25 protein-coding genes and 1 pseudogene are annotated in these 26,474 nt (G+C 48.6%); 1 reads left to right on the top strand and 25 read right to left on the bottom strand.

Annotation, left to right across the window (positions count from 1 at the left end; genetic code table 11):
- Positions 1-17: 17 nt before the first annotated feature.
- The 8 genes from FYJ39_RS01605 to der all read right to left on the bottom strand — a co-directional run bounded on the left by FYJ39_RS01605 (position 18) and on the right by der (position 8,470).
- The gene (locus FYJ39_RS01605; protein WP_154470713.1) at positions 18-728 is read right to left on the bottom strand and encodes an ABC transporter ATP-binding protein; all 711 of its coding nucleotides are present in this window, start codon (positions 726-728) and stop codon (positions 18-20) included.
- Between the two features lie 15 nt (positions 729-743).
- The gene (locus tag FYJ39_RS01600) at positions 744-1,502 is read right to left on the bottom strand and encodes an ABC transporter ATP-binding protein (RefSeq protein WP_154470712.1); all 759 of its coding nucleotides are present in this window, start codon (positions 1,500-1,502) and stop codon (positions 744-746) included.
- A gap of 1 nt (position 1,503) precedes the next feature.
- Positions 1,504-2,574: a branched-chain amino acid ABC transporter permease gene (locus FYJ39_RS01595; protein ID WP_154470711.1), complete on the bottom strand. Its 1,071-nt coding sequence runs from the start codon at positions 2,572-2,574 to the stop codon at positions 1,504-1,506.
- A gap of 8 nt (positions 2,575-2,582) precedes the next feature.
- Positions 2,583-3,464: a branched-chain amino acid ABC transporter permease gene (locus FYJ39_RS01590; RefSeq protein ID WP_154470710.1), complete on the bottom strand. Its 882-nt coding sequence runs from the start codon at positions 3,462-3,464 to the stop codon at positions 2,583-2,585.
- A gap of 158 nt (positions 3,465-3,622) precedes the next feature.
- Entirely contained in the window at positions 3,623-4,819 is a 1,197-nt protein-coding gene (locus tag FYJ39_RS01585) for an ABC transporter substrate-binding protein (protein ID WP_154470709.1), read from the bottom strand.
- A 489-nt stretch (positions 4,820-5,308) separates the two neighbouring features.
- The gene (locus FYJ39_RS01580; RefSeq protein WP_154470708.1) at positions 5,309-6,322 is read right to left on the bottom strand and encodes an NAD(P)H-dependent glycerol-3-phosphate dehydrogenase; all 1,014 of its coding nucleotides are present in this window, start codon (positions 6,320-6,322) and stop codon (positions 5,309-5,311) included.
- Positions 6,323-6,345: 23 nt separating this feature from the next.
- The gene (gene plsY / locus FYJ39_RS01575; RefSeq protein WP_154470707.1) at positions 6,346-6,993 is read right to left on the bottom strand and encodes a glycerol-3-phosphate 1-O-acyltransferase PlsY; all 648 of its coding nucleotides are present in this window, start codon (positions 6,991-6,993) and stop codon (positions 6,346-6,348) included.
- Between the two features lie 148 nt (positions 6,994-7,141).
- Entirely contained in the window at positions 7,142-8,470 is a 1,329-nt protein-coding gene (gene der / locus FYJ39_RS01570) for a ribosome biogenesis GTPase Der (protein WP_154470706.1), read from the bottom strand.
- Between the two features lie 431 nt (positions 8,471-8,901).
- On the opposite strand from der, the gene FYJ39_RS01565 reads away from it, so the two are divergent.
- The gene (locus FYJ39_RS01565) at positions 8,902-10,107 is read left to right on the top strand and encodes a ribose-phosphate pyrophosphokinase (protein WP_154470705.1); all 1,206 of its coding nucleotides are present in this window, start codon (positions 8,902-8,904) and stop codon (positions 10,105-10,107) included.
- A gap of 84 nt (positions 10,108-10,191) precedes the next feature.
- Here the strand turns inward: FYJ39_RS01565 and pgeF are convergent, their stop codons facing one another.
- The 17 genes and pseudogenes from pgeF to proB form a co-directional block, all read right to left on the bottom strand.
- The gene (gene pgeF / locus FYJ39_RS01560) at positions 10,192-11,046 is read right to left on the bottom strand and encodes a peptidoglycan editing factor PgeF (protein ID WP_154470704.1); all 855 of its coding nucleotides are present in this window, start codon (positions 11,044-11,046) and stop codon (positions 10,192-10,194) included.
- 74 nt (positions 11,047-11,120) lie between these two features.
- Positions 11,121-11,462: a YraN family protein gene (locus FYJ39_RS01555; protein ID WP_154470703.1), complete on the bottom strand. Its 342-nt coding sequence runs from the start codon at positions 11,460-11,462 to the stop codon at positions 11,121-11,123.
- Positions 11,459-12,115: a ribonuclease HII gene (locus FYJ39_RS01550; RefSeq protein ID WP_154470702.1), complete on the bottom strand. Its 657-nt coding sequence runs from the start codon at positions 12,113-12,115 to the stop codon at positions 11,459-11,461. The genes FYJ39_RS01555 and FYJ39_RS01550 overlap by 4 nt, the downstream gene beginning before the upstream one ends.
- Before the next feature lies 1 nt (position 12,116).
- On the bottom strand, positions 12,117-12,968 hold the full coding sequence (gene ylqF / locus FYJ39_RS01545; protein WP_154470701.1) for a ribosome biogenesis GTPase YlqF: 852 nt from the start codon (positions 12,966-12,968) through the stop codon (positions 12,117-12,119).
- A gap of 72 nt (positions 12,969-13,040) precedes the next feature.
- Positions 13,041-13,592: a signal peptidase I gene (lepB, locus tag FYJ39_RS01540; RefSeq protein WP_154470700.1), complete on the bottom strand. Its 552-nt coding sequence runs from the start codon at positions 13,590-13,592 to the stop codon at positions 13,041-13,043.
- Between the two features lie 120 nt (positions 13,593-13,712).
- A complete protein-coding gene (gene rplS / locus FYJ39_RS01535) occupies positions 13,713-14,060 on the bottom strand; it encodes a 50S ribosomal protein L19 (protein ID WP_154470699.1) in 348 nt (115 codons plus the stop codon).
- Positions 14,061-14,204: 144 nt separating this feature from the next.
- Positions 14,205-15,485: an HlyC/CorC family transporter gene (locus tag FYJ39_RS01530; protein ID WP_154470698.1), complete on the bottom strand. Its 1,281-nt coding sequence runs from the start codon at positions 15,483-15,485 to the stop codon at positions 14,205-14,207.
- A gap of 292 nt (positions 15,486-15,777) precedes the next feature.
- Positions 15,778-16,542 (bottom strand): annotated as a pseudogene (gene trmD, locus FYJ39_RS01525) (tRNA (guanosine(37)-N1)-methyltransferase TrmD); the annotation flags it as partial.
- Positions 16,543-16,545: 3 nt separating this feature from the next.
- Positions 16,546-19,191 carry a DNA mismatch repair protein MutS gene (gene mutS, locus FYJ39_RS01520; RefSeq protein WP_154470834.1) on the bottom strand — a complete coding sequence of 882 codons (2,646 nt, stop codon included), beginning with the start codon at positions 19,189-19,191 and terminating at the stop codon, positions 16,546-16,548.
- A 65-nt stretch (positions 19,192-19,256) separates the two neighbouring features.
- Positions 19,257-20,681: a tRNA (N6-isopentenyl adenosine(37)-C2)-methylthiotransferase MiaB gene (gene miaB / locus FYJ39_RS01515; RefSeq protein ID WP_154470833.1), complete on the bottom strand. Its 1,425-nt coding sequence runs from the start codon at positions 20,679-20,681 to the stop codon at positions 19,257-19,259.
- Between the two features lie 174 nt (positions 20,682-20,855).
- Positions 20,856-22,118 (bottom strand): DNA polymerase Y family protein, encoded by a 1,263-nt coding sequence (locus FYJ39_RS01510; protein ID WP_154470696.1) that lies wholly within the window; start codon positions 22,116-22,118, stop codon positions 20,856-20,858.
- Between the two features lie 35 nt (positions 22,119-22,153).
- Positions 22,154-22,423: a hypothetical protein gene (locus tag FYJ39_RS01505; protein ID WP_178258275.1), complete on the bottom strand. Its 270-nt coding sequence runs from the start codon at positions 22,421-22,423 to the stop codon at positions 22,154-22,156.
- Between the two features lie 114 nt (positions 22,424-22,537).
- On the bottom strand, positions 22,538-23,296 hold the full coding sequence (gene yaaA, locus FYJ39_RS01500) for a peroxide stress protein YaaA (protein ID WP_154470695.1): 759 nt from the start codon (positions 23,294-23,296) through the stop codon (positions 22,538-22,540).
- A gap of 18 nt (positions 23,297-23,314) precedes the next feature.
- Positions 23,315-23,896, bottom strand: a complete 582-nt coding sequence (gene lepB, locus FYJ39_RS01495; RefSeq protein ID WP_154470694.1) for a signal peptidase I — start codon at positions 23,894-23,896, stop codon at positions 23,315-23,317.
- A gap of 116 nt (positions 23,897-24,012) precedes the next feature.
- Positions 24,013-25,254 carry a glutamate-5-semialdehyde dehydrogenase gene (locus FYJ39_RS01490; RefSeq protein ID WP_154470693.1) on the bottom strand — a complete coding sequence of 414 codons (1,242 nt, stop codon included), beginning with the start codon at positions 25,252-25,254 and terminating at the stop codon, positions 24,013-24,015.
- A gap of 58 nt (positions 25,255-25,312) precedes the next feature.
- A complete protein-coding gene (locus FYJ39_RS01485) occupies positions 25,313-25,534 on the bottom strand; it encodes a DUF896 domain-containing protein (protein ID WP_154470692.1) in 222 nt (73 codons plus the stop codon).
- A 29-nt stretch (positions 25,535-25,563) separates the two neighbouring features.
- Positions 25,564-26,427, bottom strand: a complete 864-nt coding sequence (proB, locus tag FYJ39_RS01480; protein ID WP_154470691.1) for a glutamate 5-kinase — start codon at positions 26,425-26,427, stop codon at positions 25,564-25,566.
- Between the last annotated feature and the right edge of the window lie 47 nt (positions 26,428-26,474).

Below are 26,474 nucleotides of genomic sequence, written 5' to 3'. Positions count from 1 at the left end.
ATGATTTATTTTACAGCCTACTCACTTAAGTAGGCCTTCTTTACCTGATCATTATTCATCAATTCCCTAGCGTCTCCACGCAGAACAATCCTTCCCGTTTCCAGAACATAAGCCTTATGCGCGATAGACAGCGCCTTCTTGGCATTCTGCTCCACCAAAAGCACCGTAGTCCCATCTTCGTTAATTTTCTGAATAATATCAAAAATCTCATTCACATAGATAGGAGAAAGGCCCATAGAGGGCTCATCCATCACAACCATCTTAGGATGGCTCATCAACGCCCGCCCCATGGCAAGCATCTGCTGCTCGCCTCCTGACAGAGTGCCCGCCAGCTGGTTTTTACGCTCCTCCAGCCTGGGAAACCGCTGATAAATCATCTTGAGAGTAGCTTCCATCTCCGCCTTGTCTTTCCTGGTATAAGCACCCATTCTCAAATTTTGAAGAACGGTCAGTGTAGAGAAGACCCTCCGCCCTTCAGGCACATGAGCAACTCCCATGCTAACCAGCTTATATCCCGGAATTTTAGTCACATCCCTGCCTTCATACAGAATCTTACCTGCTTTCGCATTGATAAGTCCTGTAATTGTATGAAGGGTCGTAGTCTTTCCTGCTCCGTTGGCTCCAATCAGAGCAACAATCTCTCCTTGTTCCACATCAAAGGAGATTCCCTTTATGGCCTGGATTACACCATAGTATACCTCCAGATCCCTGACTTCCAGCATAGCCATACGATTCCTCCCCTCCTATTCACCAAGATACGCCTTAATTACCTCTGGATTATGAAGCACGCTGCCGGTATCTCCCTGACACAGTACCTGGCCGAAATTAAGAACTGTAAGTTTCTCACAGATTCCACTGACCAGTTTCATATCATGCTCAATCAGAAGAATGGTCATATCGAACTGATCCCGGACAAACCGGATGGTCTCCATCAGCTCCGCTGTCTCATTGGGATTCATGCCTGCAGCCGGCTCGTCCAGAAGAAGAAGCTTTGGCTCCGTAGCCAAAGCCCTGGCTATCTCCAGCTTCCTCTGCTTACCATATGGAAGATTGGACGCCCTGTAGTCACATTCCTCGTCCAGTCCAAATACCTTTAAAAGCTCCATGGCCTTCTTATCCATCTCCTTCTCAACCTTAAAATACCTTGGCAGGCGGAAAATTCCCTCAAGGGTGGAGTAGCTGTAATGATTATGAAGGCCTGCTTTTACATTGTCCAGCACAGACAGTTCCTTAAACAGACGAATATTCTGAAAGGTTCTTGCAGCGCCGGCCTTATTGATTTCAATGGTGCTCCTGCCTGTTACGTTCACACCGTTCAGCTCAACGCTTCCGGCATTGGGCTTGTATACACCTGTCAGAAGGTTAAACACCGTGGTCTTTCCAGCTCCGTTAGGGCCTATAAGGCCATAAAGCTGCCCCTTCTCAATCCCAATATTAAAATTGTCAACTGCCTTTAGGCCGCCAAAGGAAATACTCAAATTCTTAACTTCCAGTAATGCCATCTTATATTGCCTCCTTTGCCGGATTGTCTTTGTGTTTTAGCTTCCCGGCAACACGCTGGCGGAAAGCCACAAGCTGGGGCGCGGAGTTAAAAAGCATAGCCAGAATCAGTACAATCGCATACATTAGCATACGGTAATTGCTAAGGCCCCTTAACAACTCCGGAAGGAGGTAGAGAATCACCGTAGCAATAATGGAGCCTCGTATGCTTCCAATCCCTCCCAGTACCACATACACCAGGATCATAATGGACATATTATATCCAAAGTTCTTTGGAAGGGCTGTCAGCGTGGTAAGATTGTGAGCATAGAGAACACCTGCGACACCTGCCAATCCTGCCGATACGGAAAATGCCAACAGCTTGTATTTTGTAATGTTAATTCCTATGGACTCTGCCGCAATCCGGTTGTCGCGAATAGCCATAATAGCGCGGCCAGTCCGGGAGTTTATCAAATTCATAACGATAAACAGTGTTATCAGCACCAAGATCACACCAATGGTAAAGGTAGCGGCCTGAGGCGTCCCGGTTATGCCCTGAGCCCCCTTAATCAGCACCTCCCCTCCTTCCTCCAGCTTCAAAGACATGGAATCCTTAAAAGAAAGCTTAAACCCGGAAGCGTCACGGCCAAGATAAACGGCATTCACCAGATTCTTGATAATTTCTCCAAAGGCCAGGGTAACAATCGCCAGATAATCGCCTCTGAGGCGCAGTACGGGAATTCCGATCAGAATGCCGAAAAGGGCAGCTGCCACAGCGCCGATTAAGATCGCAATCACCATTCCCAGGGTAGGGTCAATAACACCCTTCATACACTTTGAAAACAGAGCTCCCGCAAATGCTCCCACACACATAAAACCTGCATGTCCCAGGCTCAGCTCTCCAAGGATACCCACCGTCAGATTCAGGGAAACTGCCATAATCACATAAATGCAGAAGGGAACCAAAAGCCCTTTCATAAGGCTGGAAACCTGCCCTGCCCCAATGAGAGCCTGCATAATAATATAGGCAGCGATAACCACTCCATATGTAATCATATTGTTGATAAATAGTTTGCGTTTCGCTTTACTTTTCATTCCCGCACCTACACTTTCTCATTCAACTTCTTGCCCAAAATACCGGTGGGCTTAACAAGGAGCACTATAATCAGCACAGAAAACACGATAGCATCGGACATCTGTGACGAAATATAGGCCTTAGCCAAAATCTCAATGATACCTAAAAGGATTCCACCAATAAACGCGCCGGGAATGGAGCCTATGCCTCCGAATACGGCTGCAACGAAGGCCTTGATACCAGGCATGGAGCCTGTGTAAGGAGTCAGAGACGGATAAGCCGAGCAAAGCAGCACGCCCGCCACGGCTGCCAGGGCAGAGCCAATGGCAAAGGTAAGAGCGATGGTGCCGTTTACATTGATCCCCATAAGGGTAGCCGCTCCCCTGTCCTCCGATACAGCCAGCATAGCCTGTCCTGCCTTGGACTTATTAATAAAGGCAGTGAGACCGGCCATGATAATAATACAGGAGAGAATCGTCACAATGGTTTCTCCTGTAATGATCATCTCTCCCCCTGCCAGCTTTACAGCGGGAATCGTTACTACGGAGGTAAAGGACTTGGTATCCGCACCGAAAATAAGCAGGGCGATATTCTGCAGCAAATAGCTGACGCCGATTGCAGTAATCAGCACCGCAAGAGGAGATGCGCCGCGTAAAGGCTTGTATGCTATGCGCTCAATGGTCACACCCAGCAGCGTACACGCCAAAACCGATATAAGTACGCTCACAATGGTTGGAAGCCCCATAGTGCTAACTCCCACAAATACCAGGTAGCTGCCAATCATAATCACATCGCCATGAGCAAAATTCAGCATTTTGGCGATACCATAAACCATCGTATAGCCAAGAGCGATAATGGCATATACGCTGCCCAGGCTGACGCCGTTGATTAAATAGTTAAGAAAGCCCATACATACACCTCTTTGTCTGAAGTCTTTTTGATTGTCGCCATGAAGCGACAGATTTCTAAATTATATCACAGAACCTTAGTATAAACAAGAGAGGGTTGTCACATTGACAACCCTCTGTTGGGTTTTATCACGTTTTATCTAAAGCTGCTAAAATCACCTTACATAGCTGTATAAGCACCGTCAACCACCTTAACTGCTTTGGGAGCCTTATGAGGCTCACCGTCCTCAGTCCAGGTCATCCCCTCGCCTGTAAGGCCGTCCAGCTTAATATTCAGCATAGAAGCCTTTAATATATCGCAAATGGCACTTGCATCCATATCAGCCGTTATGTTACCGTCCTCAGCAGCCAGCTTAACTGCGTAAACCGCGTCGTAAGCATCAGCCGCGAACTGTATAGGAGTTTCCTTATACTTCTCCTGATAGTTTTTTACAAAGCTGACCGTTAATTCATCTTCAGCGTCAGCCGCAAATGGGGTTAAGAGCATCAGGCCCTCAGCCAGCTTGGTATCAAAGTTCTGAACCTGAAGGATACCGTCCATGCCGTCACAGCCAAAGAACATCGGCGCAAAGCCCATGGTATTGGCCTGCTGTAAAATCAGGGACGCTTCTGTATAGTAGATTGGCAGGAATACCAGCTCCGCACCTGCATCCTTAGCCTTCTGAAGCTGCGTAGAGAAGTCCTTATTGCTGTCAGCAGTAAATGCCTCGGCAGCCACAATCTCCAGGCCCTGGGCCTCTGCCTCCTGAGCAAACTTTTCATAGATACCGCTGGAGTATACGTCAGAGCTGTCATAAATGACAGCAATCTTAGCAGCCAGCTTGTTCTCGCCGATATAGACAGCGGAAGCCGCGCCTTGATCCGGATCAGAGAAGCATACCCGGAATACATTTGGGTTAGCCGCGCACTCTACAGCAGAACCGGAAGGCGTAATCTGAAATATATTGTCAGCTGCCGATTTGTCGGCAACAGCGATACAGGGAGCGGAGGTCGTAGTTCCCACCAGGGCCTGCATGCCCCAATCCTTTAGTGTATTGTAAGCATTTACAGCCTTTTCCGCATCATGCTCATCATCCTGGAACTGAAACTCAATCCTCATACCGTTAATACCGCCTGCCGCATTGATCTCATCAACTGCCAGCTGTGCGCCGTTTTGAACCGCAATTCCATATACGGCCGCGCCTCCGGTGATAGGACCAATACCGCCAATCTTAATAACTCCGCCTGCCGCGTCTACCTTCTCTGTGGAATCTGCAGCTCCTTCTGCTGAGGACGCCCCCGCATCTGAACCGCCGCACGCAGTTAAGGATACTGCCATCAAAGCCGCAAGTCCAAGACTTAATAATCTCTTCTTCATAATTCTTTCCTCCTCTTACTCTTTGGTAGTGTAAAGCATTTGGCTGCTCAATCCCGGTAAAATCAAGAATAAACATGCATTTCAGCCTCGAAAAGCCGCTGCCTCCTCTTTTATGCTCTTAGTGACCAGCTATTTTTCGAAATCTCAGGCCCAACCTGAAACCACGCTACATTCAGGCTTTTAAGTTTTTTGAGAAGCATAGTCTAATAGTGCTAAGAAACCCGAAAAAGGCTCGATCTTTTCATGAATCACTTTCCACTATCTGCTCTTTCAATTATAAAGCTTTCTATATTATAGGTAGTACCATTCCAAATGTCAACCTTTTCCGCAACATAACAAGGAATTTTTAGGGACTTACTGAAAGTTCAGCAGAAATTTTGCTGCAAACCTTCTAAAAGGAATAAAAAATTAAGGAAAAGACACCATTTAATGGTTCTTCCCCTTAATTTCTATCCCCAGCTTCCCGGCTGCAGGCAGATCCTCTATCTGTTACGCTTCTTCCCACTCTAAGCCGGAATTCTCAATCTTCTTATCTCTAAGCATCAATTCCGATACCGCTTCCTTGGCAGATCTTCCATTGAAAAGGATCTCATTTACCTGCTCCACAATGGGCATAGAAACATGGTGTTTTCTGGAAAGAGCAAGGGCAGCCTTCGCTGAATACACACCCTCTACCACCATCTTAACCTCTGCCATAGCTTCCTCCATGGCACAGCCCCGGCCTATGAGTATGCCTGCCCGCCGGTTACGGCTGTGCATGCTGGCGCAGGTTACGATCAAATCGCCAATTCCAGTAAGTCCCGCAAAGGTTTCCAGCTTTCCTCCCATTTCCATTCCAAGGCGGGAAATCTCAGCAATGCCTCTGGTAATCAGAGCTGCCTTTGTATTATCCCCATAGCCCAGTCCGTCCGCCATACCGGCTGCCAGAGCAATTACATTTTTAAGGGCGCCTCCCAGCTCAATGCCCAGAACATCCGGGCTTGTATAAACACGAAAGGTCTGGTTCATGAAAATACTTTGTACAAACTCAGCTACATGCCTCTTTCTGGCCCCTGCCACACAGGTGGTGGGAAGACCCTTACTCACCTCCTCCGCATGGCTTGGGCCGGACAGAACCGTAATCTCCGCTCCAGGAAGCTCCTCCTCAATGAGCTGGGATAGAGTCATCAGGGTGCTCTCCTCAATCCCTTTCGCTACATTAGTTATAATTTGTCCCTTCTTCAGATAGCTTCTCATTTTGCGGGCCGTCTCCCGGACAAAAACCGAGGGAACCGCCAGAACCAGCAGGTCTTTGTCTTTCATCACCTCTCCTAGCTCTGCTGTAACACCGATTTCATCAGGAATCCTCAGCTCCGGCAGATTCGGATGAATACGGGCAGAACTTAAGCCTTCCACCTCCTTTCGAATCGCCGACCATATCTCTGTCTGATGTCCTTTGCCATGTAACAGTACTGCTAGGGCTGTTCCCCATGTGCCTGCTCCGATCACTCCGATTGACGCCATTATTTCACCATCCTATTTATGTTTTATGAATGTCTTTTATTCTTGCCTGTCCCTACCTTATTCTCTCTGCCCTGAATCAGCCTTACAATATTAGCCCTGTGCCGCCAGAAGGCCATGGCTGCAATCACAAGGGACACGAAACAGAATTCCACTTTCCCATTCTGGGAAAGCCCGTAAGCTCCCATATTTCCAAAGACTACATCCCACACTAAAAAAAGCGCCGATACAACCAAAGAGCCCAAAGACACATACCTGGTAACTGCCACAATCAGTACAAAGGCTGCCAGGCAAAGGAAGGTTAGCCTTAAGTCCAGGGAAAATATAATTCCGGCTGTAGCCGCAATTCCTTTTCCTCCCTTAAATTTCAGGTAAAATGGGAAATTATGTCCCAAAATTACGCCAAAGCCTGTATAAAGAATCAGTATATAAATAAAATCCGGCTGGTTTTTAAAAAATATCCGTACCAGAAAACAGGGAATTACCGTTTTCAGAAAATCACCCATGAATACCATAGCGCCAGCCTTCACTCCCATGACGCGCAAGGCGTTGGTGCTGCCAGAGTTGCCGCTTCCATGCTGGCGTATATCGATTCCATGCAGCCTGCCGTAAATATAGCCCGTCTGGAACAGCCCAAAAGCATATCCCAGTATTATACATATAATTCTCTCCATCCCTTAATCCCCCTTGGTATTCACGTTGCTATCACACCAAACCCATAAATGAACAAACTGTAACTGAACCGGCTGTCCCAAAATCTATATGTGCTTTACTGATTATATTCATATCCACAAAACATTCACTCATGGGCTTGTCATGCTATTACTGCTCTTTGGCCTTGCGTTCACGGATAATAAATTTTAAGGACGTTCCCCGGAATCCAAAGGCATTTCTGATCTGATTTTCCAGATATCTTGTATAGGAAAAATGCATCAGCTCTTTGTCATTTACAAAAACCACAAAGGTAGGAGGCTTTACTGATACCTGGGTCATATAATAGATTTTCAGACGCTTCCCCTTATCGGACGGAGGCTGCTGCATAGCCACTGCCTCTGTCATGATTTCGTTAAGGACGCCGGTGGCTACCCGCATATTCTGATTTTCCCTGACTGCGTCAATCATATCGAAGAGCCTTGGCAGGCGCTGTCCTGTCGCGGCTGAGATAAAAATAAACTCTGCATATGGCATAAAGGACAGGGTATCCTTTATCTTCCGGGTATATTCATAAATGGTCTTATCCGTTTTCTCGATGGCGTCCCATTTGTTTACCGCCACAATAATCCCCTTTCCCCTCTCATGGGCAATCCCTGCAATCTTGGCATCCTGCTCCGTAACGCCTTCCACCGCGTCTATGACGATAACAACCACGTCTGCCCGCTCCACCGCTGTAACCGTACGGATAATGCTATAGCGCTCCAAGTCTTCTTTTATCTTGCTCTTGCGCCGGAGTCCCGCTGTATCGATAAATACGTATGAAGCGCCGTTATGAACAATCTCCGTATCCACCGCGTCCCTGGTGGTACCTGCTATGTTGGAAACAATCACCCGGTTCTCCCCTAACAGCTTATTGATGATCGAGGATTTTCCTACATTCGGTTTTCCTACCACAGCAATTCTTGGGCGGTCGTCCTCTTCCTCCACTTCCGGATCTCTGTCAAAATGCTTGACCACTTCGTCCAGCAAATCGCCGATCCCCAATCGGGAGGCCGCAGACACAGGCTGAGGATCGCCGATCCCCAGATGATAAAACTCGTAGATGTCGTTGCCAAACTTAGCTATGCTGTCCACCTTATTCACTGCCAGCACCACCGGCTTGCGGGATTTGCGGAGCATGTCCGCCACCTTGGAGTCAGAATCCACCAATCCCTGGCGCACATCCACAATAAATATAATTACATCTGCTGTAGCAATGGCTATCTCCGCCTGCTCGCGCATCTGGGACAGGATCACATCATTGACATCCGGCTCAATACCGCCAGTGTCAATCAGGGTAAAATTGATATCCAGCCAATTACAGTCCGCGTAGATTCTGTCTCTGGTTACGCCGGGCGTATCCTTCACAATGGAAATGGTATCTCCAGCAATTACATTAAACAGCGTAGACTTTCCTACATTGGGCCTGCCTACGATGGCTACGATTGGTTTGCTCATTGATTTACCTCCGTGGATTGGTCTATACCGCAGCATTCACAGCTGCTAACTTTTTTCTTTCCAGATCTCATTTGACTCCTGTTCCTCATATCTACTTGAAGCAAGCATATCTTCAGGAAGCTGTGCCATAGGCTCACGACATAAGCAAAGGAACGTCTGCTTAAACCCTATATCCGCTTGATTTTACTATACACACTCCTGGTTGTAAAGCATTTTCTGGCTCTGACTCTATCCTTTGCATTTATTATGATACCAATATTACCTATGTTTGTAAATGCCAAGTTCTTTTATAGGAATTCTTTTGTTTTTTTTCACGAAATATTCCCAACCTCTTGACCATAGTAATAGGAAATGGTATAAATCATATGTGATATTCTGGGCAAGTTAAAATTTTTCACTTTACTTACGTTGATAAAGGAGCAAACCGAATCATGGCGAACAATTTTGTATTCAAGGATTCCCTTCCTGTGGCACCCTTAAAAATCGCGGCTTTGGACAGCTGCAAAAACCTGGCGTCTAAGGTAAACGATCATATCGTGCAGTTCAGACGCAATGATATGGAGGAGCTGAGCCGTCAGCAGGATTTGCACTACCGCGGATATGATATGGATTCCTATCTTTTACAATGCAGCTGCCCAAGGTTTGGAACAGGGGAGGCGAAAGCAGTTGTCAAAGAATCGGTCCGGGGCACCGACTTGTTTGCTATGGTGGATGTAATGAATTACAGCATATTTTATACCGTAAGCGGCTATACAAACCACATGTCTCCCGACGATCATTTTCAGGACTTAAAGCGTATTGTGGGAGCCTGCATATCCACTGCCCACAGGGTGAATGTAATCATGCCCTTCTTATATGAAAGCCGTCAGCATAAGCGCAGCAAGCGCGAATCCCTGGACTGTGCCATGGGGCTGGAGGAGCTGGCTGCCATGGGAGTGGAGAACATTATCACCTTTGACGCCCACGACCCCAGGGTACAGAATGCCATTCCGCTGATTGGCTTTGACAATTTCATGCCTACCTATCAGTTTGTAAAGGCCCTGTTCCAGCATGATTCCGGCATCCGTATCGACAAAGAGCATCTGATGATTATAAGCCCCGATGAAGGGGCCATGAACCGGGCCGTTTACCTTGCCAATAACCTGGGGGTGGATATGGGCATGTTCTACAAACGCCGGGATTATTCCAAGGTTATAGGCGGCAGGAATCCCATTGTCGCCCATGAGTTCCTGGGCTCCTCTGTCGAGGGCAAAACGGTGCTGATTATCGACGATATGATTTCCTCCGGGGAGAGCATGCTGGATACCTGCAAGGAGCTTAAGGAGCGCAAGGCCGAAAAGGTGATCGTATGCTGTACCTTTGGTCTCTTTACCAACGGCCTTGAAAAATTTGACGAATTCTACCACCAGGGCTATCTGGACTATGTAATTACCACCAATCTGAACTACCGTACGCCTGAACTTCTGAACCGCTCCTGGTATCTGGAAGCAGATATGAGCAAATATCTGGCTGCCATTATCAACACTCTGAACCATGACCGCTCCATCAGCGCTACTCTGACTCCTACCGAAAAGATTCAAAAGCTGGTAAAGAGGCGTCAGAACGGCGGATACGAGTATTTTCAAAAGCTGGTATAGCAAGCATTCTCTTTGATTACCTGTTTAATTTATCGATGATTAGCGGGGCAGCCGGACACAGGCGCCTCGCTTTTTTCTTCTCTCTTACCGGATGCATAAGAAGGCAGCCAGATTTCCCCGCTCCTCTCCCACCCTTCTATGGGAGAAAAGATAATCGCTGTTGCACATCGTGCAGATATTTGTGGTGTGAATCCTCTCTGGCTGTACCCCAGCCTCCTGCAAGATAATCTGATTGGCCTTCCACAGATCCAGATGGTATTTGCCAGGCCTGCCGTTGGGACGAATCAGTTCCTTATGGTACTTACAGTCAAAGACGGCTTCAAACTCCCTGACTACCTCCTCCCCCACCTCAAAACAGTCCTTGCAGATGCTGGGGCCAATGGCTGCGATTACATCCTCCGGCTTCGTTGTGAAGGCCTCTTTCATGGCCTCCAAAGTCACCTGCCCCATCTTCTTAACTGTACCTCTCCAGCCGGAATGGGAAAGGCCGATGGCCCGGTGCACCGGATCTACCAGATACAGGGGTACGCAATCTGCATAGAAGGTCACTAAGGTAAGCCCCGGCACATCTGTAATCAGACCGTCCACATCCTTATAATCTCTCGGACGAATAACCCCCTTACCCTCATCAGCTGTTGTCACCCTGCGGACATTTACAGTGTGGGTCTGATAGGAGACTACCATGCGGTCACGTTCCACCTTTAAAGCCTTCGCCATTCTGGTAAAATTTTCCAGCACATCCTCCGGATCATCCTTTCGGCTGTAGGAAAAATTCATGGTTGCGAATTTGCCCTTGCTGACTCCTCCTAGGCGGGTTGAGAAACCATTCATCACCATTCCTATGTCATCCAGCCCTTTAAAGGATAAATAGGGTACTCCGTCACCCTCTCTTGTTTCAAAGATATGTTCCTGATTCTTGTACTTCCATTTGATTTCCATCCTGTGTCATACCTCCTTCTAAACAGAGTTCTCACGCAGAAAGCGCCAGCCCTTCTTGCGCAATGGCGCCTGGTCTAAAAGGCATTCTGTATTACCTTTATATCTTCCCCCAAAATACTTACCACATCAAAACGGCAGGGTGTATCCTCCGGTAATTTAAACGTGTACATATAAAATGCGGCTACCTTGCGTATACGCTCCTGTTTTCTCCAATTCACCGCTTCCTCTGGGGTTCCCATGGACAGGCCAAAGCGGTACTTCACCTCTACAAACACCAGGTAGCCGCCCTGACGGCAGATCAGATCCACCTCCCCCTGGCTGCATCGGTAATTTGCGCGTATAATCTCATATCCCTGACGGCTTAAATAATCTGCGGCCGCCTTTTCATAGCGGCCGCCTGTCTCCCTCTTATTCATACTTTTTCCCCGGTAAACTTTTTGATAAAGCTTCTTCTATGTATCGGACAGGGACCCAGCCGTCGGATGGCCTGAATATGCGCAGCTGTTCCATAGCCCTTATGCCTGTCAAAGCCGTAGCCCGGAAACAGCTTCTCATATTCAGACATCATATGATCCCTTGTGACCTTGGCCAGAATGCTGGCTGCCGCAATGGACAGGCTTTGGGCGTCTCCCTTAATAATGGGAACCTGAATTCCTTCTACTCCCGGTATGGTCACAGCATCATTTAAAAGCACCTCCGGCTTTATGGACAGTCCCCTGATCGCTTCCCTCATGGCCTCATAGGTAGCCTGCAAAATATTAATCTGGTCAATCCGTTCCGGTGAGGAAAGCCCCACACTCCAGGCGACCGCCTTTTCCTTTATCTCTAGAGACAGCTCCTCCCTGCGCTTTTCAGAAAGCTTTTTGGAATCGTTCAGATATAAAATCCGGCAGTCCTCAGGCAAAATCACCGCTCCGGCTGCCACCGGCCCTGCCAGCGGCCCCCTTCCGGCCTCATCAATGCCGCAGACAATCCCTATACGCCCATATTCTTTTTCGAATGCAGTCATCTGCTCCAGCCTGGCCAGCTCCTGCTCCAGCTTTTCTCCTGTTAAAATTCTTCCTGCCATCCTACTGCTCCTTTGGCTCCTCCAATGTAATCCTCCCCAGCTTACCAGCCCTGAAATCATCCAGAAGCAACGCTGCGGCCCTTGACACGTCCAGCTCTCCTCCTTTCATCAGGCAGGCTCTGGCCCTGGCAATCTCCTCCAGAATATGCTCTGGCTGACCTTTTCCATCCTCCAGGCTGAACCGCTCAGAAAGGGCCTGGGGATAATAGCTGTTGAGAAAACGTATTAATTCACAGGCCAGCTCATCCTTATTAAGGATCTGATCGTTTATAGAACCTATCATTGCCAGCTTAACGCCTACCTGCTGATCCTCAAATTTGGGCCACAGAATGCCGGGGGTGTCAAGAAGCTCCAGCGTTTTATTCAGACGAATCCATTGATTGCCCTTTGTAACACCTGGCTTGTCTCCCGTCCTGGCGCAGGCCTTTCCCGCGAAGGAATTAATAAAGGTAGATTTTCCCACATTAGGTATCCCCACTACCATCGCACGGACGGGGCGGTTTAAAATTCCCCGTCTCCTGTCCCGCTCAAGCTTTTCCTTACATGCCTCCTGAACGACAGACTGAATCTGCTTTAAGGTTCCCCTGTTTCTGGCGTCTATTTTCACTGTATGGATCTTTTGAGCCTCAAACCAGGAAGCCCACCTCCCGTTCAGTCTTTCATCGGCCAGATCTGATTTATTCAGAAGAACCATTCTGGCCTTTCCAGCCCCCAGCTGGTCGATATCCGGGTTGCGGCTGGAAACGGGAACCCTTGCGTCCACCAGCTCAATCACCAGATCAATCAGCTTCATATCCTCCTTCATCCCACGCTTTGCCTTGGTCATATGACCTGGATACCATTGTATATTCATTCTCTACTCCTGTTCTGCCTGCCGTCAATGCGGCTCCCTTTTCTGCCCAGCTGCCTTCCCTCCTAAGCCTTGTCATCTGGAGGAAATAAAATCCATTTTCAGCAGGGGAAACATCCTAAACCAAACCTTTCCCTGTATCTGCTCCCGCTTCACATTGCCGATATTGGAAAACCGGCTGTCCTCACTGCTGTCCCTGTTATCTCCCAGAAGAAAATACTCACCCTCTTCCAGCTGAATAGGCGTATCTGCCCTTCCTGCCAGGGAAACCCGTTCCAGATCAGATTCTGCGTTCAAAAGCTCGCCATCTATAAATATAAAGCCGCCTTTAATCTGCACCGTCTCTCCCGGCAGCCCAATAATCCGTTTTACATTTTTCTTCTGATCCTCCCGCTCAAAGACTACGATATCAAACCGTTCCGGCTTTCCCAAATCATAAGCCAGACGGTTCACCAGCACCACATCATCCGCATCCAGCACCGGCTGCATAGAATTGCCAGTCACCGGCACCTGAGTGCAGAAGCCATACACCAAAAACCAGGCGCAGGCTATCACTACAACAATATGAACCGCCCACCGCACACTCCGGCGCAGCCATGCTGTGTCCTCGTTCACATAAAATTCCATGAATCCCTTCCGCCTTTCTAAAACCAAAGGCCCTGCGCAGGCAATTCCATTTGCCCCCAGGCTTCCATAGTGCAAAATAGAGTTTGCGTTCGCAAACTCTATTCTTACTTTACCATCCGTTTATTTAACTAATTCTTTTACCTTTGCCGCCTTGCCTACTCTGTCTCTTAAATAGTTCAGCTTTGCACGTCTTACTTTACCTCTGCGGATCACTTCCACATTATCAACACTTGGCGAGTGTAATGGCCAGGTCTTCTCAACGCCGATGCCATTGGAATTCTTTCTCACAGTAAAGGTCTCTCTTGCTCCGCCATTCTGTCTTTTAATAACCGTTCCCTCAAAAATCTGGATTCTCTCGCGGTTTCCCTCTTTAATCTTGTTGTATACCTTAACGGTATCGCCAACCCTAAAGCTTGGAACCGTTTCCTTCAGCTGTGCGGCTTCAATGTTCTTGATTATTTCGTTCATCGTGTGAACCTCCTTCATCTATTGGATGTTCTTAATACTCTTTGCAGTCCCTCAGGTTCGCTGCATCTTAGTAACAGAGGACCATCTATTTCTTTTCACAACGTCTGATTTTATCACAATTTGTCCTGAAATGCAAGCGATTTATCAGGAATTCTCCCCATTCCCGGCTACCGGCAGATAAATCCGTATCTTATCGATCCGGTTCTTCTCCACATGCTCCACCACCAGCCGGATTCCGCCGCACTCCACCTCTTCCCCCTGGGAAGGAAGATGATCCAGTCTTTCAATTACCAATCCTCCCACAGAATCGTAATCCTCCGAGATAAGCCTTAGGCCCAAGCTGTCATTTAAGTCATCCAGCTTCATGGAACCTTCCGCCAGATACTCTCCCTCCTGAACCTGAATGAGCTCGTCCTCCTCATCCTCGTCGTACTCATCCCTTATATCGCCCACAATTTCCTCCAAAATATCCTCCAGGGTAATAAGGCCTGCAGTTGCCCCGTACTCGTCCAGGACGATTACGATATTGTTAGAGGTTTTGCGCATCTCCACCATCAGCTCCGACAATTTTTTAGACTCAAAGGTGTAGAGCGGCCGGCGCAGGTGAGCCCGGATGGAAAAGCGCTGTCTGTCCTCAATCAAAAGCATATCTTTAATATTTATAATTCCCACTACATTATCCGTTGTGTGCTCATAGACAGGCAGACGAGTATACCGTTCCCTGCGAAACACCTCTAACAGCTCCTCAAAGCCTGCCTCTATATTGATAAAAACCATATCGATCCTGGGAATCATAATATCCTTAGCCACAGAATCGCCCAAATCGAACACATTGTTAATCATCTGCTTTTCTTCTGATTCTATGACGCCCTTTTCATGGCCCACCTGTACAATGGTCCGCAGCTCGTCCTCAGTCATATCGTCCCCTGCTTTTCCAGGATCCACCTTCAAGAGCCACAGGACTCCTGAGGACATGCGGTTTACCAAATAAATAACCGGAGTCAGCGCTACCATGATCATATAAATCACCCGGGCAAAACGAAGGGCATTCTTCTCTGCTTCCAGAGTAGCTACCGTTTTTGGCGTTATCTCTCCGAATATCAGTATCAGAAGCGTCAGGATACCAGTTGCCGCTCCGGCAGCCCTGCTACCGAACACCTCTGTAGCCAGGACGGTCAGCATGGAGGAGGCAGACAGATTGACTACATTGTTGCCAATCAGGATGGCGCTGAGCATTTTCCCTTGGTTAGCAGAAAGCTTCAGCACCCATTGGGCCGATTTATTACCGGATTCCGCCAGATTCCGTATGCGGATTTTATTCACTGTTGTCAAAGCTGTCTCCGAGGATGAAAAGAAGGCGGATAACCCCAATAAAATCAGAATAACAATTAAGCGTATGGTGATCGTGTCACCAGATAGATCCAAACATATCACTCCTGTTTCTTACTTATAATTCACTCTGCTTTATCTGCATAGTTTCATGAAATTTTACTATATAATCCATGGTCTGTCAACGATATAGCCTCTTAATATGGTATTTTTAATGCTCAGGCTACTATTCCTTCAGAATATTGGTCCGAAGCCTGCAAATCTTGTAAAAGCTTTTTATTTCCTTTATGGTACATTCCTTGGTTGACAAAAGTTTCTTAATCATAGACATGGCCTTCCGCTTAAGCTTGGGCTCTGCCGCTCCTGCATCCAGCTCCCGGACATACAGCTCCACCGCTTCCTCCAGCTCCTTTAAGTCTCCAACGCCCTCCAGAAGCGCTTCCAGATATGTTGCCTCCTTTAAGGTAAGCCTTGCATCCTCCAGCAGATCCGGCCTGCGCTCCAGCGTCCTCTTTATCGACTGCTGCCTGCGCCATTCCTCTATTTTCTTGTGATGCCCGCTTAAAAGCACCTCAGGCACCGAGCGTCCTCTGAACACTTCCGGCCTTGTATACTGAGGATATTCCAAAAGATTGTCATGAAAGGACTCCTCCTGGGCCGACTCATGGTTGTTCAAAACTCCGGGAACCAGCCGGGAAATACAGTCAATCATCATCATAGCCGGAAGCTCCCCTCCTGTCAGGATATAATCTCCCACTGAGAGGTAATCCGTTACAATCATCTCTAAGGCCCGCTCATCAATGCCCTCATAATGGCCGCAGAGAAATACCAACTCATCTTCCCTGGCAAGCTCCTCAGCAATAGACTGATTAAACACTTTACCCTGAGGCGTCATGTAAATAACCCTGGGCTTTTTTTTCAGCTTCCCGCACAAATCCTCGTAGGCAGCGCACACAGGCCCCGGCTCTATCACCATGCCTGCACCTCCGCCGTAAGGGGCATCATCCACATGCCTGTGCTTATCTGTGGAATAATTCCGAATATCAATGGCATTGACTGAGATGATCCCCTTCTCTATGGCCCTTCCTGTTATGCTGGTTCTAAGACCTCCCAGAACCATATCGGCAAACAAGGTCAATATATAAAAATTCATGAATTATTGATTCTCCTTCCACCGGTTCTTAAGCCTTGTCTGAAGGCGGTACAGGGTATTCATAGCGTCAAGCGGCGTCATGGTAGACAGCTCCAGCTCATCCAGCTCCCGGATAATATCATCATCCTTCACCGTATCAAAAAAGGTAAGCTGCTGCATATCCACCTCGTCGGGCTTAGGCACTGCCTTATGCGGGGTAACAGAGGAGCTGATCTCCGCAATCTCCCTGGCTCTGGCCGTAATATCCGCATTGCTCAGTTCCTGAGCAATCTCCTTGGCCCTGGCAATGACCGTATCCGGCACCCCTGCCAGCTTGGCTACCTGGATACCGTAGCTTTTGTCTGCCCCGCCCCGTACGATCTTTCGCAGAAATACAATATCATCCCCCTGCTCCTTCACTGCGATACAATAATTTTTCACCCCTGCAATGGAGCCCTCCAGTTCTGTCAGCTCATGATAATGGGTAGCAAAGAGCGTTTTCGCTCCCAGAAGCCTGGGGCTGCTTATATACTCAATCACAGACCAGGCAATGGACAGGCCGTCAAAGGTACTTGTTCCCCTTCCGATTTCATCCAGCACCAGAAGGCTGTTTTTAGTGGCATTTCTCAAAATATTGGCCACCTCCGTCATCTCCACCATAAAGGTGCTCTGGCCGCTGGCCAGATCGTCAGAGGCCCCCACCCGGGTGAAGATTCGGTCACAGATACCAATATCCGCCTCCTGGGCCGGCACAAAGCTGCCCAGCTGGGCCATAAGCACAATCAGCGCTACCTGGCGCATATAGGTGGATTTCCCAGCCATATTGGGCCCTGTGATAACAGAAAGGCGGTTTTTTCCATTGTCCAGAAATGTATCATTGGCTACAAACAGGTCGTCCCGCATCATCTGCTCCACCACAGGATGGCGGCCGTTCTTAATCTGTATGACGCCCTTTTCATTGATCTGGGGCTTTACATAATTGCGGCGGGTGGCAACCCCGGACAGGGAACAGAACACATCCACGCCAGCCACAGCCTTGGCTGTCCTCTGGATTCGCAGCACCTGGGAGGCGATGCTGTCCCGCACCTGACAGAACAGCTCATACTCAAGAGACACCAGACGATCCTCGGCGCCCATGATAATATCCTCCAAATCCTTAAGCTCATCCGTGGTATACCGCTCCGCGTTGGTCAGCGTCTGCTTGCGGATAAAGTAAGCTGGAACCTGATTCTTAAAGGAATTAGTTACCTCGAAATAGTAGCCGAACACCTTATTGAATTTCACCTTTAATGTCTTAATTCCCGTTTTCTCCCTTTCTCTGGACTCCAGCTCTCCAAGCCAGGTCTTACCCTCTGTCTTGGCATGGCGCAGGCGATCCGCCTCCTCATTATAGCCATCCTTAATCATGCCGCCCTCCCGGATTGTAATTGGCGGTTCCTCCAGTATGGCTTCGTCAATCAGCCGGCACATATCCTCCAGGGGATCCATCTCTGCCTCAAGCTCCTTTAAAAGCGCACTGCTAAACTCTCCCAGAATCCCCTTTATATGGGGAAGCATTTCCAGGGAATTTTTAAATGCGATGAGATCCCTGGGATTGGCAGTTTTATAGCTAATACGCCCCATAAGGCGTTCCAGATCGTAAATAGGGTTTAAATATTCGCAGATTTCCTCTCTGGAAATATAGTTCATATTCAGCTCTTCCACTGCTGCCTGCCGTCTGATAATCTCCTCCTTATAAATCAAGGGCTGCTCAATATAGGTTCTTAAAAGCCTCGCCCCCATAGCGGTCTTTGTCTTATCCAGAACCCACAACAAGGTTCCCCGCTTCTGTTTCTCCCGCATAGTCTCTACCAGCTCCAGATTCCTCCGGGTGGAGGTGTCAATAACCATATACTGGCCTGTGGAATAAGGCGTAATTGTAGTAATATGTTCCAGTGTGCTTTTCTGAGTTTCGTAAATATACTGCATCACCGCACCTGCTGCTATGATACCCGTTCCATAATCCTCTAATCCCAGTCCGCTTAAGGCTCCCACATGAAAATGCTCTCTGAGCGCCTTCCGGCAGGACTCATCCCCGAAAAAGCGGGGGTCCAAAGCAGACACAACCGCATGATAACGGTTTTTCAGCTCCTCCGCATCCACACCGGACATGTAGAATGCATGATTGCATATAATCTCCGAAGGAGAGAACTTATTGATCTCGTCAAAAAGCTCTCGATCTGAGTCTACCTCCGTAACCACAAAATCACCGGTGCTTATATCTGAGGCAGCAATTCCGTAGACTCCATCCAAATAAACAATGCCCATGAGATAATTATTCTTTGTCTCATCAAGGGCCTGGGAGCTGGTAATGGTTCCGGGCGTCACTACCCGTATGACCTCCCGTTTTACAAGCCCCTTGGCCTGGCCTGGCTCCTCCATCTGCTCTGCAATCGCTACCTTGTACCCCTGCTGCACCAGCTTATACAGGTAGGAATCCACCGCATGATAGGGCACTCCGCACATAGGCGCTCTTTCCTCAAGCCCGCAGTCCCTCCCTGTAAGAGTGATGTCCAGGGCCTTGGAAGCAGTCAGAGCATCCTCAAAGAACATTTCATAGAAATCTCCCAGGCGGTAAAACAAAATACAATCCGGGTATTCCTTTTTGGTTTCCATATATTGCTGCATCATAGGAGACAGCTGCTGTGTCTTTGCCAAAATATTAACCTCTCTTCTCTTGTATGCCGAAGCAGAGACTATTCTGCCTGCTCCGCAATTTTCCCCATATAGTAAAAGCCCCTGCTCTCCTCCAGATAAACCTTAATCAGCTTTCCAATCATGGAAGAATCCCCGGGAAAATGTACGATGGCATTATTGGATAAACGGCCTGTCATAAGCGTCTGAGAGTGTCCGTTAACCTCCTCTACCAGCACCTCCTGAATCGTGCCGGCATCCCGTCCGCTAAGCTGCGCCGCTATGTCCTGAACCTCCTTTAACAGACGGTCAAAGCGGCTCTTTACCGTCTCCTCCGGGATCTGATTCTCCATAGCGGCCGCCGGCGTTCCGGTGCGCTTGGAGTAGATAAAGGTAAAGGCACTGTCAAAGCCTACCTTACGCACCACATCCATGGTTTCTTCAAAGTCCTCCTCTGTCTCACCGGGAAAGCCTACGATGAGGTCTGTAGTAAGGGAAATTTCCGGCACTGCCTCCTTGATTCTGGCTGCAAGCTCCAGAAACTGCTCCTTTGTATAGTGCCGGTTCATCGCCTTTAAAACTCTCGTGCTTCCCGACTGCAGGGGAAGGTGGAGATGGCGGCAGATTTTCTTTGACCTTGCAATTACATTGATCAGATCCTGTGATAAATCCTTGGGATGGGAGGTCATAAAACGAATCCGCTCAATGCCATCTATTTGCTCCACCTCCTCAAGCAGCCTTGCGAAGGTCATAGGCGTATCCAGGTTCTTTCCGTAGGAGTTCACATTCTGACCCAGCAGCATAATCTCTACCACTCCGTCCGCAGCCAGCTTTCTTACCTCCTTAAGAATCTCCTCCGGCTTTCTGGAACGCTCCCTCCCCCGTACATAGGGTACGATGCAGTAGCTGCAAAAGTTGTTGCAGCCAAACATTATATTAACGCCGGATTTAAAGGGGTACTTGCGCTCCACAGGCAAATCCTCCACAATCTGGCTGGTATCCTCCCATACATCCACCACCATGTGGCCCTTAAAGCCTTTTTGCGCCGCTCTGGCTTTCGCCTCCTTCCTGCGCTCCTCCAGACAGGTATAAACCAGCTCAGCCAGCTTGAATATGTTATGGGTTCCGAAGATCAGATCTACCTGACGGTAGCTCTTTTTAATCTTCTCCACCACCTCCTTCTCCTGCATCATGCAGCCGCAGAGCGCAATCATCATCTCCGGGCGCTTCCTCTTATACGCCCCCAGCTGACCCAGACGGCCATATACCCGAAGGTTGGCATTTTCCCGTACCGTACAGGTATTATAAAGAACAAAGTCGGCATCCTCGGAGCTTTCCTCCCTGTACCCCATCTGCTCCAGTATGCCCATCAGCTTTTCAGAGTCCCTTGCATTCATCTGGCAGCCGAAGGTCTCAATATGGAAGGTCATAACCTCCCGGCCGTAGGCTTTCTTTAATTCCTCCAGCAGTTCGCGGCACCGCTCCATAAAAAAGAGCTGCCTGTCCGGTTCCTCCTTCGGCGCTTTTTTTTGTGCTTCCTCATATGATATAAGTAACTGATTCACGTAGATCTCCCTTAAAACTATAGTTTTTCAAATTTACCTCATGTATTATATCACAAATGGATTTGATTGAAAAGGAAATTGGTTTCAATCGGAGCGTTAAGGATGGCCCAAAGCCTTAGTCACGCCGGTACGCTTCGCCTTGTCGATTCCTCCGGCCATATGAGGAAGAGGATTTTTTAAAAATACAGCCCGCATCAGGGCATCCTCTCCGTATTTGTTCCGAATCGCGTCTGCAGCCGCGTCCAGCCTCCCATACGCTTCCTCCTTATCTGCGGGGAACAGGTGATACTGGTAAGGGGCATAGCTGACTGGGCAGCTGGTATGAACACCCATCTGGCGTATCGGAGAGCCGTCCCACAGCGCTTCCAATACACCGCAGGCCTGCTGGTATAGCTCCGCAGTGACATCCGTTGCCTGGTAGAGGGTTTTCTGCCTGGAGCAGCGGCAAAACCCGCTGTCTGTGATGGAAACACTTATGCAGGAGGCTTTCCTGCCATCCGCTCGGAGTCTGGCGCCGGCCGTTTCCGTAAGAGAGAGAAGTGCCTGCCTGGCTATAGACATATCTCTTACATCAAAGGGAATTGTCATGGAATTGCCGTAGCCTTTATTCTCCGAAAGCTCCTGTAAAAAGGGAGATAGATCCCGGCCATTCGCATAGTGCCATATATATTCTCCCTGCTTTTTTAAATGAGCTTTCAGGATCTCCAGATCTGTGTTAGCCAGTTCTCCAATGGTACGGATTCCCAGATTTTTCAGCCGGGCGGCTGTGGCCCGGCCTACCCAAAAAAGCTGATGTACAGGCAGCGGCCACAGCTTCTCTCGAATTTCCTTCTGAAACAGGGTGTGAACCCTGTCCGGTTTCTTAAACTCTGAGGCCATTTTTGCCAGAAGCTTCTGATCCGATACTCCGATATTTACGGTAAAGCCCAAGGTCTTGTAGATTTCCTCCTTAAGCTGCCGGGCAAACACTACCGGACTTCCCCACAGAGTTTCAGTCCCTTCCATAGAACAAAAGGCTTCGTCTATACTATACTGGTGCACATGGGGACAGTAAGCTTCCAAAAGACGGATCAGAGCTCTGGAGCAGTTTACATATAATTCATAATCCGGAGGAACGACGATCAGACCGGGACATCTGCTCCTTGCCTCCACCAATGACTCACCTGTCCTAATTCCAAAGGCCTTGGCCTGATCAGACTTGGCCAGCACAATGCCGTGGCGCTCTTTCTCGCTGCCTCCAATGACGGCCGCAATCCGGCGCAGATCCCGATCACTTCCGTTTATAAGAACTTCACAGGCGGCAGTCCAGCTCAGAAACGCAGAATTTACATCTACATGATACCAGATCTGGTTTGACATGATTGCTCCCTCCCAACGCAAGAAATGAAACCACTCTAGGATAATGCCTGAAAAAAAGACCACTTGTGGGTAGACAGCCGGTATCTCAATTCTATCAGCCGCCTTTGCTGCTCCGTTTGGGCCCAGCACACATAGCTGATATAATCCATGCCGCAGTGCTTTTCCTCCTTTGAAGATACTACCTGTTGGATTTTCACTGTGACAATCTGGTGTTCCTCGTTCTCATACCGGAACCACAGGGGCGTAATCTGTCCCAAGGTACTGCACGCGCTGACAAGCTGTATAGGTATGTTTAAAGCTGACACTCTTTTCACCTCCTGCCTACAATATACAAGAACATACGTTCTATTTCAAGTGGGAATTGCTGGCAGAAAAAAGGACATACCCTACCCCATTAAACAGCTGCAGGCTATATCCCTTTACTTCAGAAATACGTATTTGTTATTGCTGGATCGTTCTTCACTATACCGATATCCAAGGCGGTTAAACTCCTTGATTATCCTTGTCTCCTCCGCCCGGCTCTCTGACAAAAACCTCACCATCTCTCCACGGGCCATCTTGGCCTCTGTGGCCTTTATCTTCACCCTTTCCTCTCCCCCCTTATCTGTTTCCATCGTACCAAACACGCAGGTAATCCAAGTTATCTCCGAAGTAAGGTAGGGCTCTACCGCTCTGCTATATTCCTTAGAGGCCAAATTCACAATGACCTTATCCTCCCTGGTCAGTTCCTCATAAATTTCCCTGCCCCAGTAATGATAAAGTCCCTTTACGCCTGAGGGCAGCTCCACCTTTGCCTGCATTTCCAGACGATAAGGAACAATTCCGTCCATAGGGCGCAAAAGCCCGTAAAAGCCTGACAGTATACACAGATGCTCCTGGACATAGTCCCATTGGCTTTGCTCAAAAACACCCGGAGCCATATACTGGTACTGGATTCCCTCATAGGACAGAAGAGCCGGGGTGAGACGACCGGTGAGATTCATCCCCTGAAAGCGTCTGTAATTGAGATCCGCAATTTTTTCATTGCATCCCCAAAGTTGCCGGGCCTTTTCCCGGCTAAGCCCCTGTATGTACTCTTTCAGCTCTTCTGCCTTTTTAAGAAAGCAGGGAAGATCCGCCCAATCCAGCTCGTCTTCCCTTACATTCATCTTCTTGGCAGGGGATATAATCAGCTTCATCCTGACCTCTCTCTTTCTCTACCTTATCTTTCCAAGCTTCGGATAATAGCTAAAAAGCACCTTCGCAATGATCTTATCCTTAGCAACGTATTTATTCTGCCAGAATCTGGCGTCCTGAGAATTGTTCCGGTTGTCTCCCAGCATGAAATAGCACCCCTCCGGCACCGTATACGGACCGTAGGAGCCCTCCATGGGCTCCGCCAGATACGGCTCATCCAAAGGTGTGTCAGAACCGTCGATGTACACCTTTCCATCTACAATGTTCACCGTCTCCCCCGGCAGGCCGATCACACGCTTCACATAGTACATCTTTCCTGTAGGATCATCCGGGAAATGGAAAATAACCACGTCCCCTCGTTTCGGATCGCTTCTGATATAGGACAATCTTGAGCCGATGACACGGCTCTTGGCCATAATTGTTTTCTCCATAGAGCCAGTAGGAACCCGGCTGTTGGCTATGACAAAATTATTAAGCACCAGAGCAATGGCGACCGCAGCTACAATAATCTGAATCCAGCTGATAATCTCCCTCTTCCAGCTAAAGGGCTCCTCCTCCGGCTGCTTCCGGCTGCGTTTTTTCTGTTTTCCCTCTACAGGCATATGAATCCCTCTTTTCTAACGTTTCTAAGCGCTTTCTCAAACAAACGCCAGGGGCAGGCTACTCCTGCCTCGGCTTTTCGGAACATTGAAAGCCTCCATTCCACTATCCACAGGTTCTAGCGGATCTGACCATCACCATAAATAATGTATTTTGTAGTAGTCAGCTCCTTTAAGCCCATAGGGCCTCTGGCATGAAGCTTCTGGGTACTGATGCCTATCTCCGCGCCAAAGCCAAATTCCTCGCCGTCTGTAAACCGTGTGGAAGCATTGACATAGACGGCCGCTGCATCCACCTCGTTTAAGAACTTCTGGGCATTAAAATAATCGGAGGTTATAATACTTTCAGAATGTCCTGTATTATAAGTATTAATGTGGCTAATCGCCTCCTCCACCGAATCCACCAATTTTAAGGACAGAATATAATCTAGGTATTCCATTCCCCAATCCTCCTTTGTGGCAGGTGTAAATTCAGGTATAATCGCGCAGGCATCCTCGTCTCCCCGGACTTCCACGCCTTTTTCATCCAGCCGCTTCTTTAACACAGGCAAAAATTCCTTTGCGATTTTTCTGTGAACCAGCAGTGACTCGCAGGCATTGCACACGCCGATCCTCTGGGTTTTGGCATTGAAAATAATGTCCAGAGCCATATGAAACTCAGCCGTCTCATCCACATAAATATGGCAGTTGCCTGTTCCCGTCTCGATCACAGGAACCCTGCTGTTCTCTACCACCGTCTTAATAAGCCCGGCTCCTCCTCTGGGAATCAGAACATCGATATACCTGTTCAGGCGCATCAGCTCCCTGGCAGCATCCCGGCTGGTATCCTCCATAAGCTGAAGGGAATCCTCCGGCAGGCCTGCGCAGGCAAGGCCGGAACGCAGACATTCCACAATGGCTTTGTTGGAATTGACAGCGTCGCTTCCTCCCTTTAAAATCACCGCGTTTCCCGACTTAAAGCACAGGCCGAAAGCATCCGCGGTCACATTGGGGCGTGCCTCATATATCATGCCAATAACACCTAATGGCACCCGCTTCTGCCCAATCTGAAGGCCGTTGGGCCGCAGCTTCATAGACAATACCTCCCCTACCGGATCGTCTAATGAGGCCACCTGCAAAAGGCCGTCCGCCATAGCCTGAACCCTGGCAGGAGTCAGCCTCAGACGATCCAAAAGCCCCTGGCTCATCCCCTGGGCCTCTGCCCTCTCACAGTCAGCCCGGTTCGCTGTGAGAATTTCCTCCTCACCGTCCAAAAGGGCTCTGGCGGCCTCCTCCAATCCTATATTCTTCTCTCTGGAACCCAGAGTATTCAGTACTCTCGAAACTGCTTTCGCCCGACGGCCTATTTCATCTAATGTCATGCTTATCTCCCTTCTGTTTCCTAATCCTCCCAGGAATATACCAAAAAGCCTTCTACTTTCATTCTTCCTTGATACCGCCGAACGTTTTCCCCAAATCTGTAACAGATCCATCCTTTTCCTGGATGGATATATGGTTCAGATTTGCTCTCAGACTTCTTCGGATGGCTGCAATGTACTCCTGACGGAGCCTTGCCTGCTCCTCCTTCTCCTCTTCGCTTAAGCCGGTTGACTGGGATTTATGGTAAAGCTCGTTAATTCGGCCGATGCTTGCTATGTCCATGAATTCCCCTCCTCTTTTCACCTTTTCCTTTAATATTCGTTGCTCAGATAATGCATCAAATCAAAATCCAGGTTAGAATGGGCTAAAAACAAAGTTCCCTTTTCATCTCCCCCCATAATATCCAGAATTACCTCCACCTGGTCTCCGTTGGCAATCACCATATCAGCTCCGCTGTCAGTGGCGATCCTGGCTGCCGCCAGCTTTGCGGACATTCCTCCTGTTCCTACGTCGCTGCCCGACGTATCCTTCCCCATATGAAAGAGCTCAGAGGTGATTTCCGGCACAAGGCTTATAAATTCTGCCTTGGGGTTGCTTCTGGGATCATCGGTGTAAAGGCCGTCGATATCGGACAGCAGAATCAAAAGATCCGCCCCAATCAGAGCCGCCACAATGGCAGAAAGACGATCATTATCGCCAAAGCTGTCCACATAGGGGATCTCCGAGGTCGACACAGTATCATTTTCATTTACCACAGGAATCGTTCCAAGATTCAAAAGCTCGTCAAAGGTGTTCTGCGCATTGTATCTGGAGCTGTCGTTAACCATTGTGTCCTTGGTAAGAAGAACCTGGGCTGCCGTCTGGTTATACTCCGCAAACAGCTTCTGATATACCATCATAAGCCGGGCCTGACCCACTGCCGCAAAGGCCTGTTTTTCAGCCAGGGTTCCTGGCCTCTTGTGATACCCCAAAGCCTGGCGGCCAGCCGCAATCGCCCCAGAGGACACCAGAATCACGTCCTTTCCCTGTCCTCTCAAATCGCTGATCACCCGTACCAGCCTTTCTATCTTCATCAGATTCATCTCACCTGTCTCAGAATGGGTCAGGGAGGAGGAACCGATTTTTATCACAATCCGCCTTTTATCCTTCAGCTTATGGCGTGCCTGGTATTCCATTGTATACTCCTTTTTCTTGTTTTTAAAAGCGATTCCTGTTTATCTTA

This window comes from Clostridium porci (assembly GCF_009696375.1).
Classification (GTDB): domain Bacteria; phylum Bacillota; class Clostridia; order Lachnospirales; family Lachnospiraceae; genus Enterocloster; species Enterocloster porci.
Note: the sequence above shows the minus strand (reverse complement) of the source record. Positions and strands in the feature narration are given on the sequence as shown.

Excerpts from the sequence above, each read along its gene's own strand:
- FYJ39_RS01580 (WP_154470708.1), bottom strand. The coding sequence starts at position 6,322 with ATGGCGTCAATCGGAGTGATCGGAGCAGGCACATGGGGAACAGCCCTA.
- FYJ39_RS01590 (WP_154470710.1), bottom strand. The coding sequence starts at position 3,464 with ATGGGCTTTCTTAACTATTTAATCAACGGCGTCAGCCTGGGCAGCGTA.
- rplS (WP_154470699.1), bottom strand. The coding sequence starts at position 14,060 with ATGAACGAAATAATCAAGAACATTGAAGCCGCACAGCTGAAGGAAACG.
- FYJ39_RS01490 (WP_154470693.1), bottom strand. The coding sequence starts at position 25,254 with ATGACATTAGATGAAATAGGCCGTCGGGCGAAAGCAGTTTCGAGAGTA.
- FYJ39_RS01550 (WP_154470702.1), bottom strand. The coding sequence starts at position 12,115 with ATGGCAGGAAGAATTTTAACAGGAGAAAAGCTGGAGCAGGAGCTGGCC.
- FYJ39_RS01595 (WP_154470711.1), bottom strand. The coding sequence starts at position 2,574 with ATGAAAAGTAAAGCGAAACGCAAACTATTTATCAACAATATGATTACA.
- mutS (WP_154470834.1), bottom strand. The coding sequence starts at position 19,191 with ATGATGCAGCAATATATGGAAACCAAAAAGGAATACCCGGATTGTATT.
- pgeF (WP_154470704.1), bottom strand. The coding sequence starts at position 11,046 with ATGGAAATCAAATGGAAGTACAAGAATCAGGAACATATCTTTGAAACA.
- FYJ39_RS01585 (WP_154470709.1), bottom strand. The coding sequence starts at position 4,819 with ATGAAGAAGAGATTATTAAGTCTTGGACTTGCGGCTTTGATGGCAGTA.
- FYJ39_RS01605 (WP_154470713.1), bottom strand. The coding sequence starts at position 728 with ATGGCTATGCTGGAAGTCAGGGATCTGGAGGTATACTATGGTGTAATC.
- lepB (WP_154470700.1), bottom strand. The coding sequence starts at position 13,592 with ATGGAATTTTATGTGAACGAGGACACAGCATGGCTGCGCCGGAGTGTG.
- FYJ39_RS01555 (WP_154470703.1), bottom strand. The coding sequence starts at position 11,462 with ATGAATAAGAGGGAGACAGGCGGCCGCTATGAAAAGGCGGCCGCAGAT.
- plsY (WP_154470707.1), bottom strand. The coding sequence starts at position 6,993 with ATGGAGAGAATTATATGTATAATACTGGGATATGCTTTTGGGCTGTTC.
- FYJ39_RS01485 (WP_154470692.1), bottom strand. The coding sequence starts at position 25,534 with ATGGACATAGCAAGCATCGGCCGAATTAACGAGCTTTACCATAAATCC.
- proB (WP_154470691.1), bottom strand. The coding sequence starts at position 26,427 with ATGGAATACCAGGCACGCCATAAGCTGAAGGATAAAAGGCGGATTGTG.
- miaB (WP_154470833.1), bottom strand. The coding sequence starts at position 20,681 with ATGGAGCGGTGCCGCGAACTGCTGGAGGAATTAAAGAAAGCCTACGGC.
- FYJ39_RS01565 (WP_154470705.1), top strand. The coding sequence starts at position 8,902 with ATGGCGAACAATTTTGTATTCAAGGATTCCCTTCCTGTGGCACCCTTA.
- lepB (WP_154470694.1), bottom strand. The coding sequence starts at position 23,896 with ATGCCTGTAGAGGGAAAACAGAAAAAACGCAGCCGGAAGCAGCCGGAG.
- yaaA (WP_154470695.1), bottom strand. The coding sequence starts at position 23,296 with ATGAAGCTGATTATATCCCCTGCCAAGAAGATGAATGTAAGGGAAGAC.
- der (WP_154470706.1), bottom strand. The coding sequence starts at position 8,470 with ATGAGCAAACCAATCGTAGCCATCGTAGGCAGGCCCAATGTAGGAAAG.
- ylqF (WP_154470701.1), bottom strand. The coding sequence starts at position 12,968 with ATGAATATACAATGGTATCCAGGTCATATGACCAAGGCAAAGCGTGGG.
- FYJ39_RS01600 (WP_154470712.1), bottom strand. The coding sequence starts at position 1,502 with ATGGCATTACTGGAAGTTAAGAATTTGAGTATTTCCTTTGGCGGCCTA.
- FYJ39_RS01510 (WP_154470696.1), bottom strand. The coding sequence starts at position 22,118 with ATGTCAAACCAGATCTGGTATCATGTAGATGTAAATTCTGCGTTTCTG.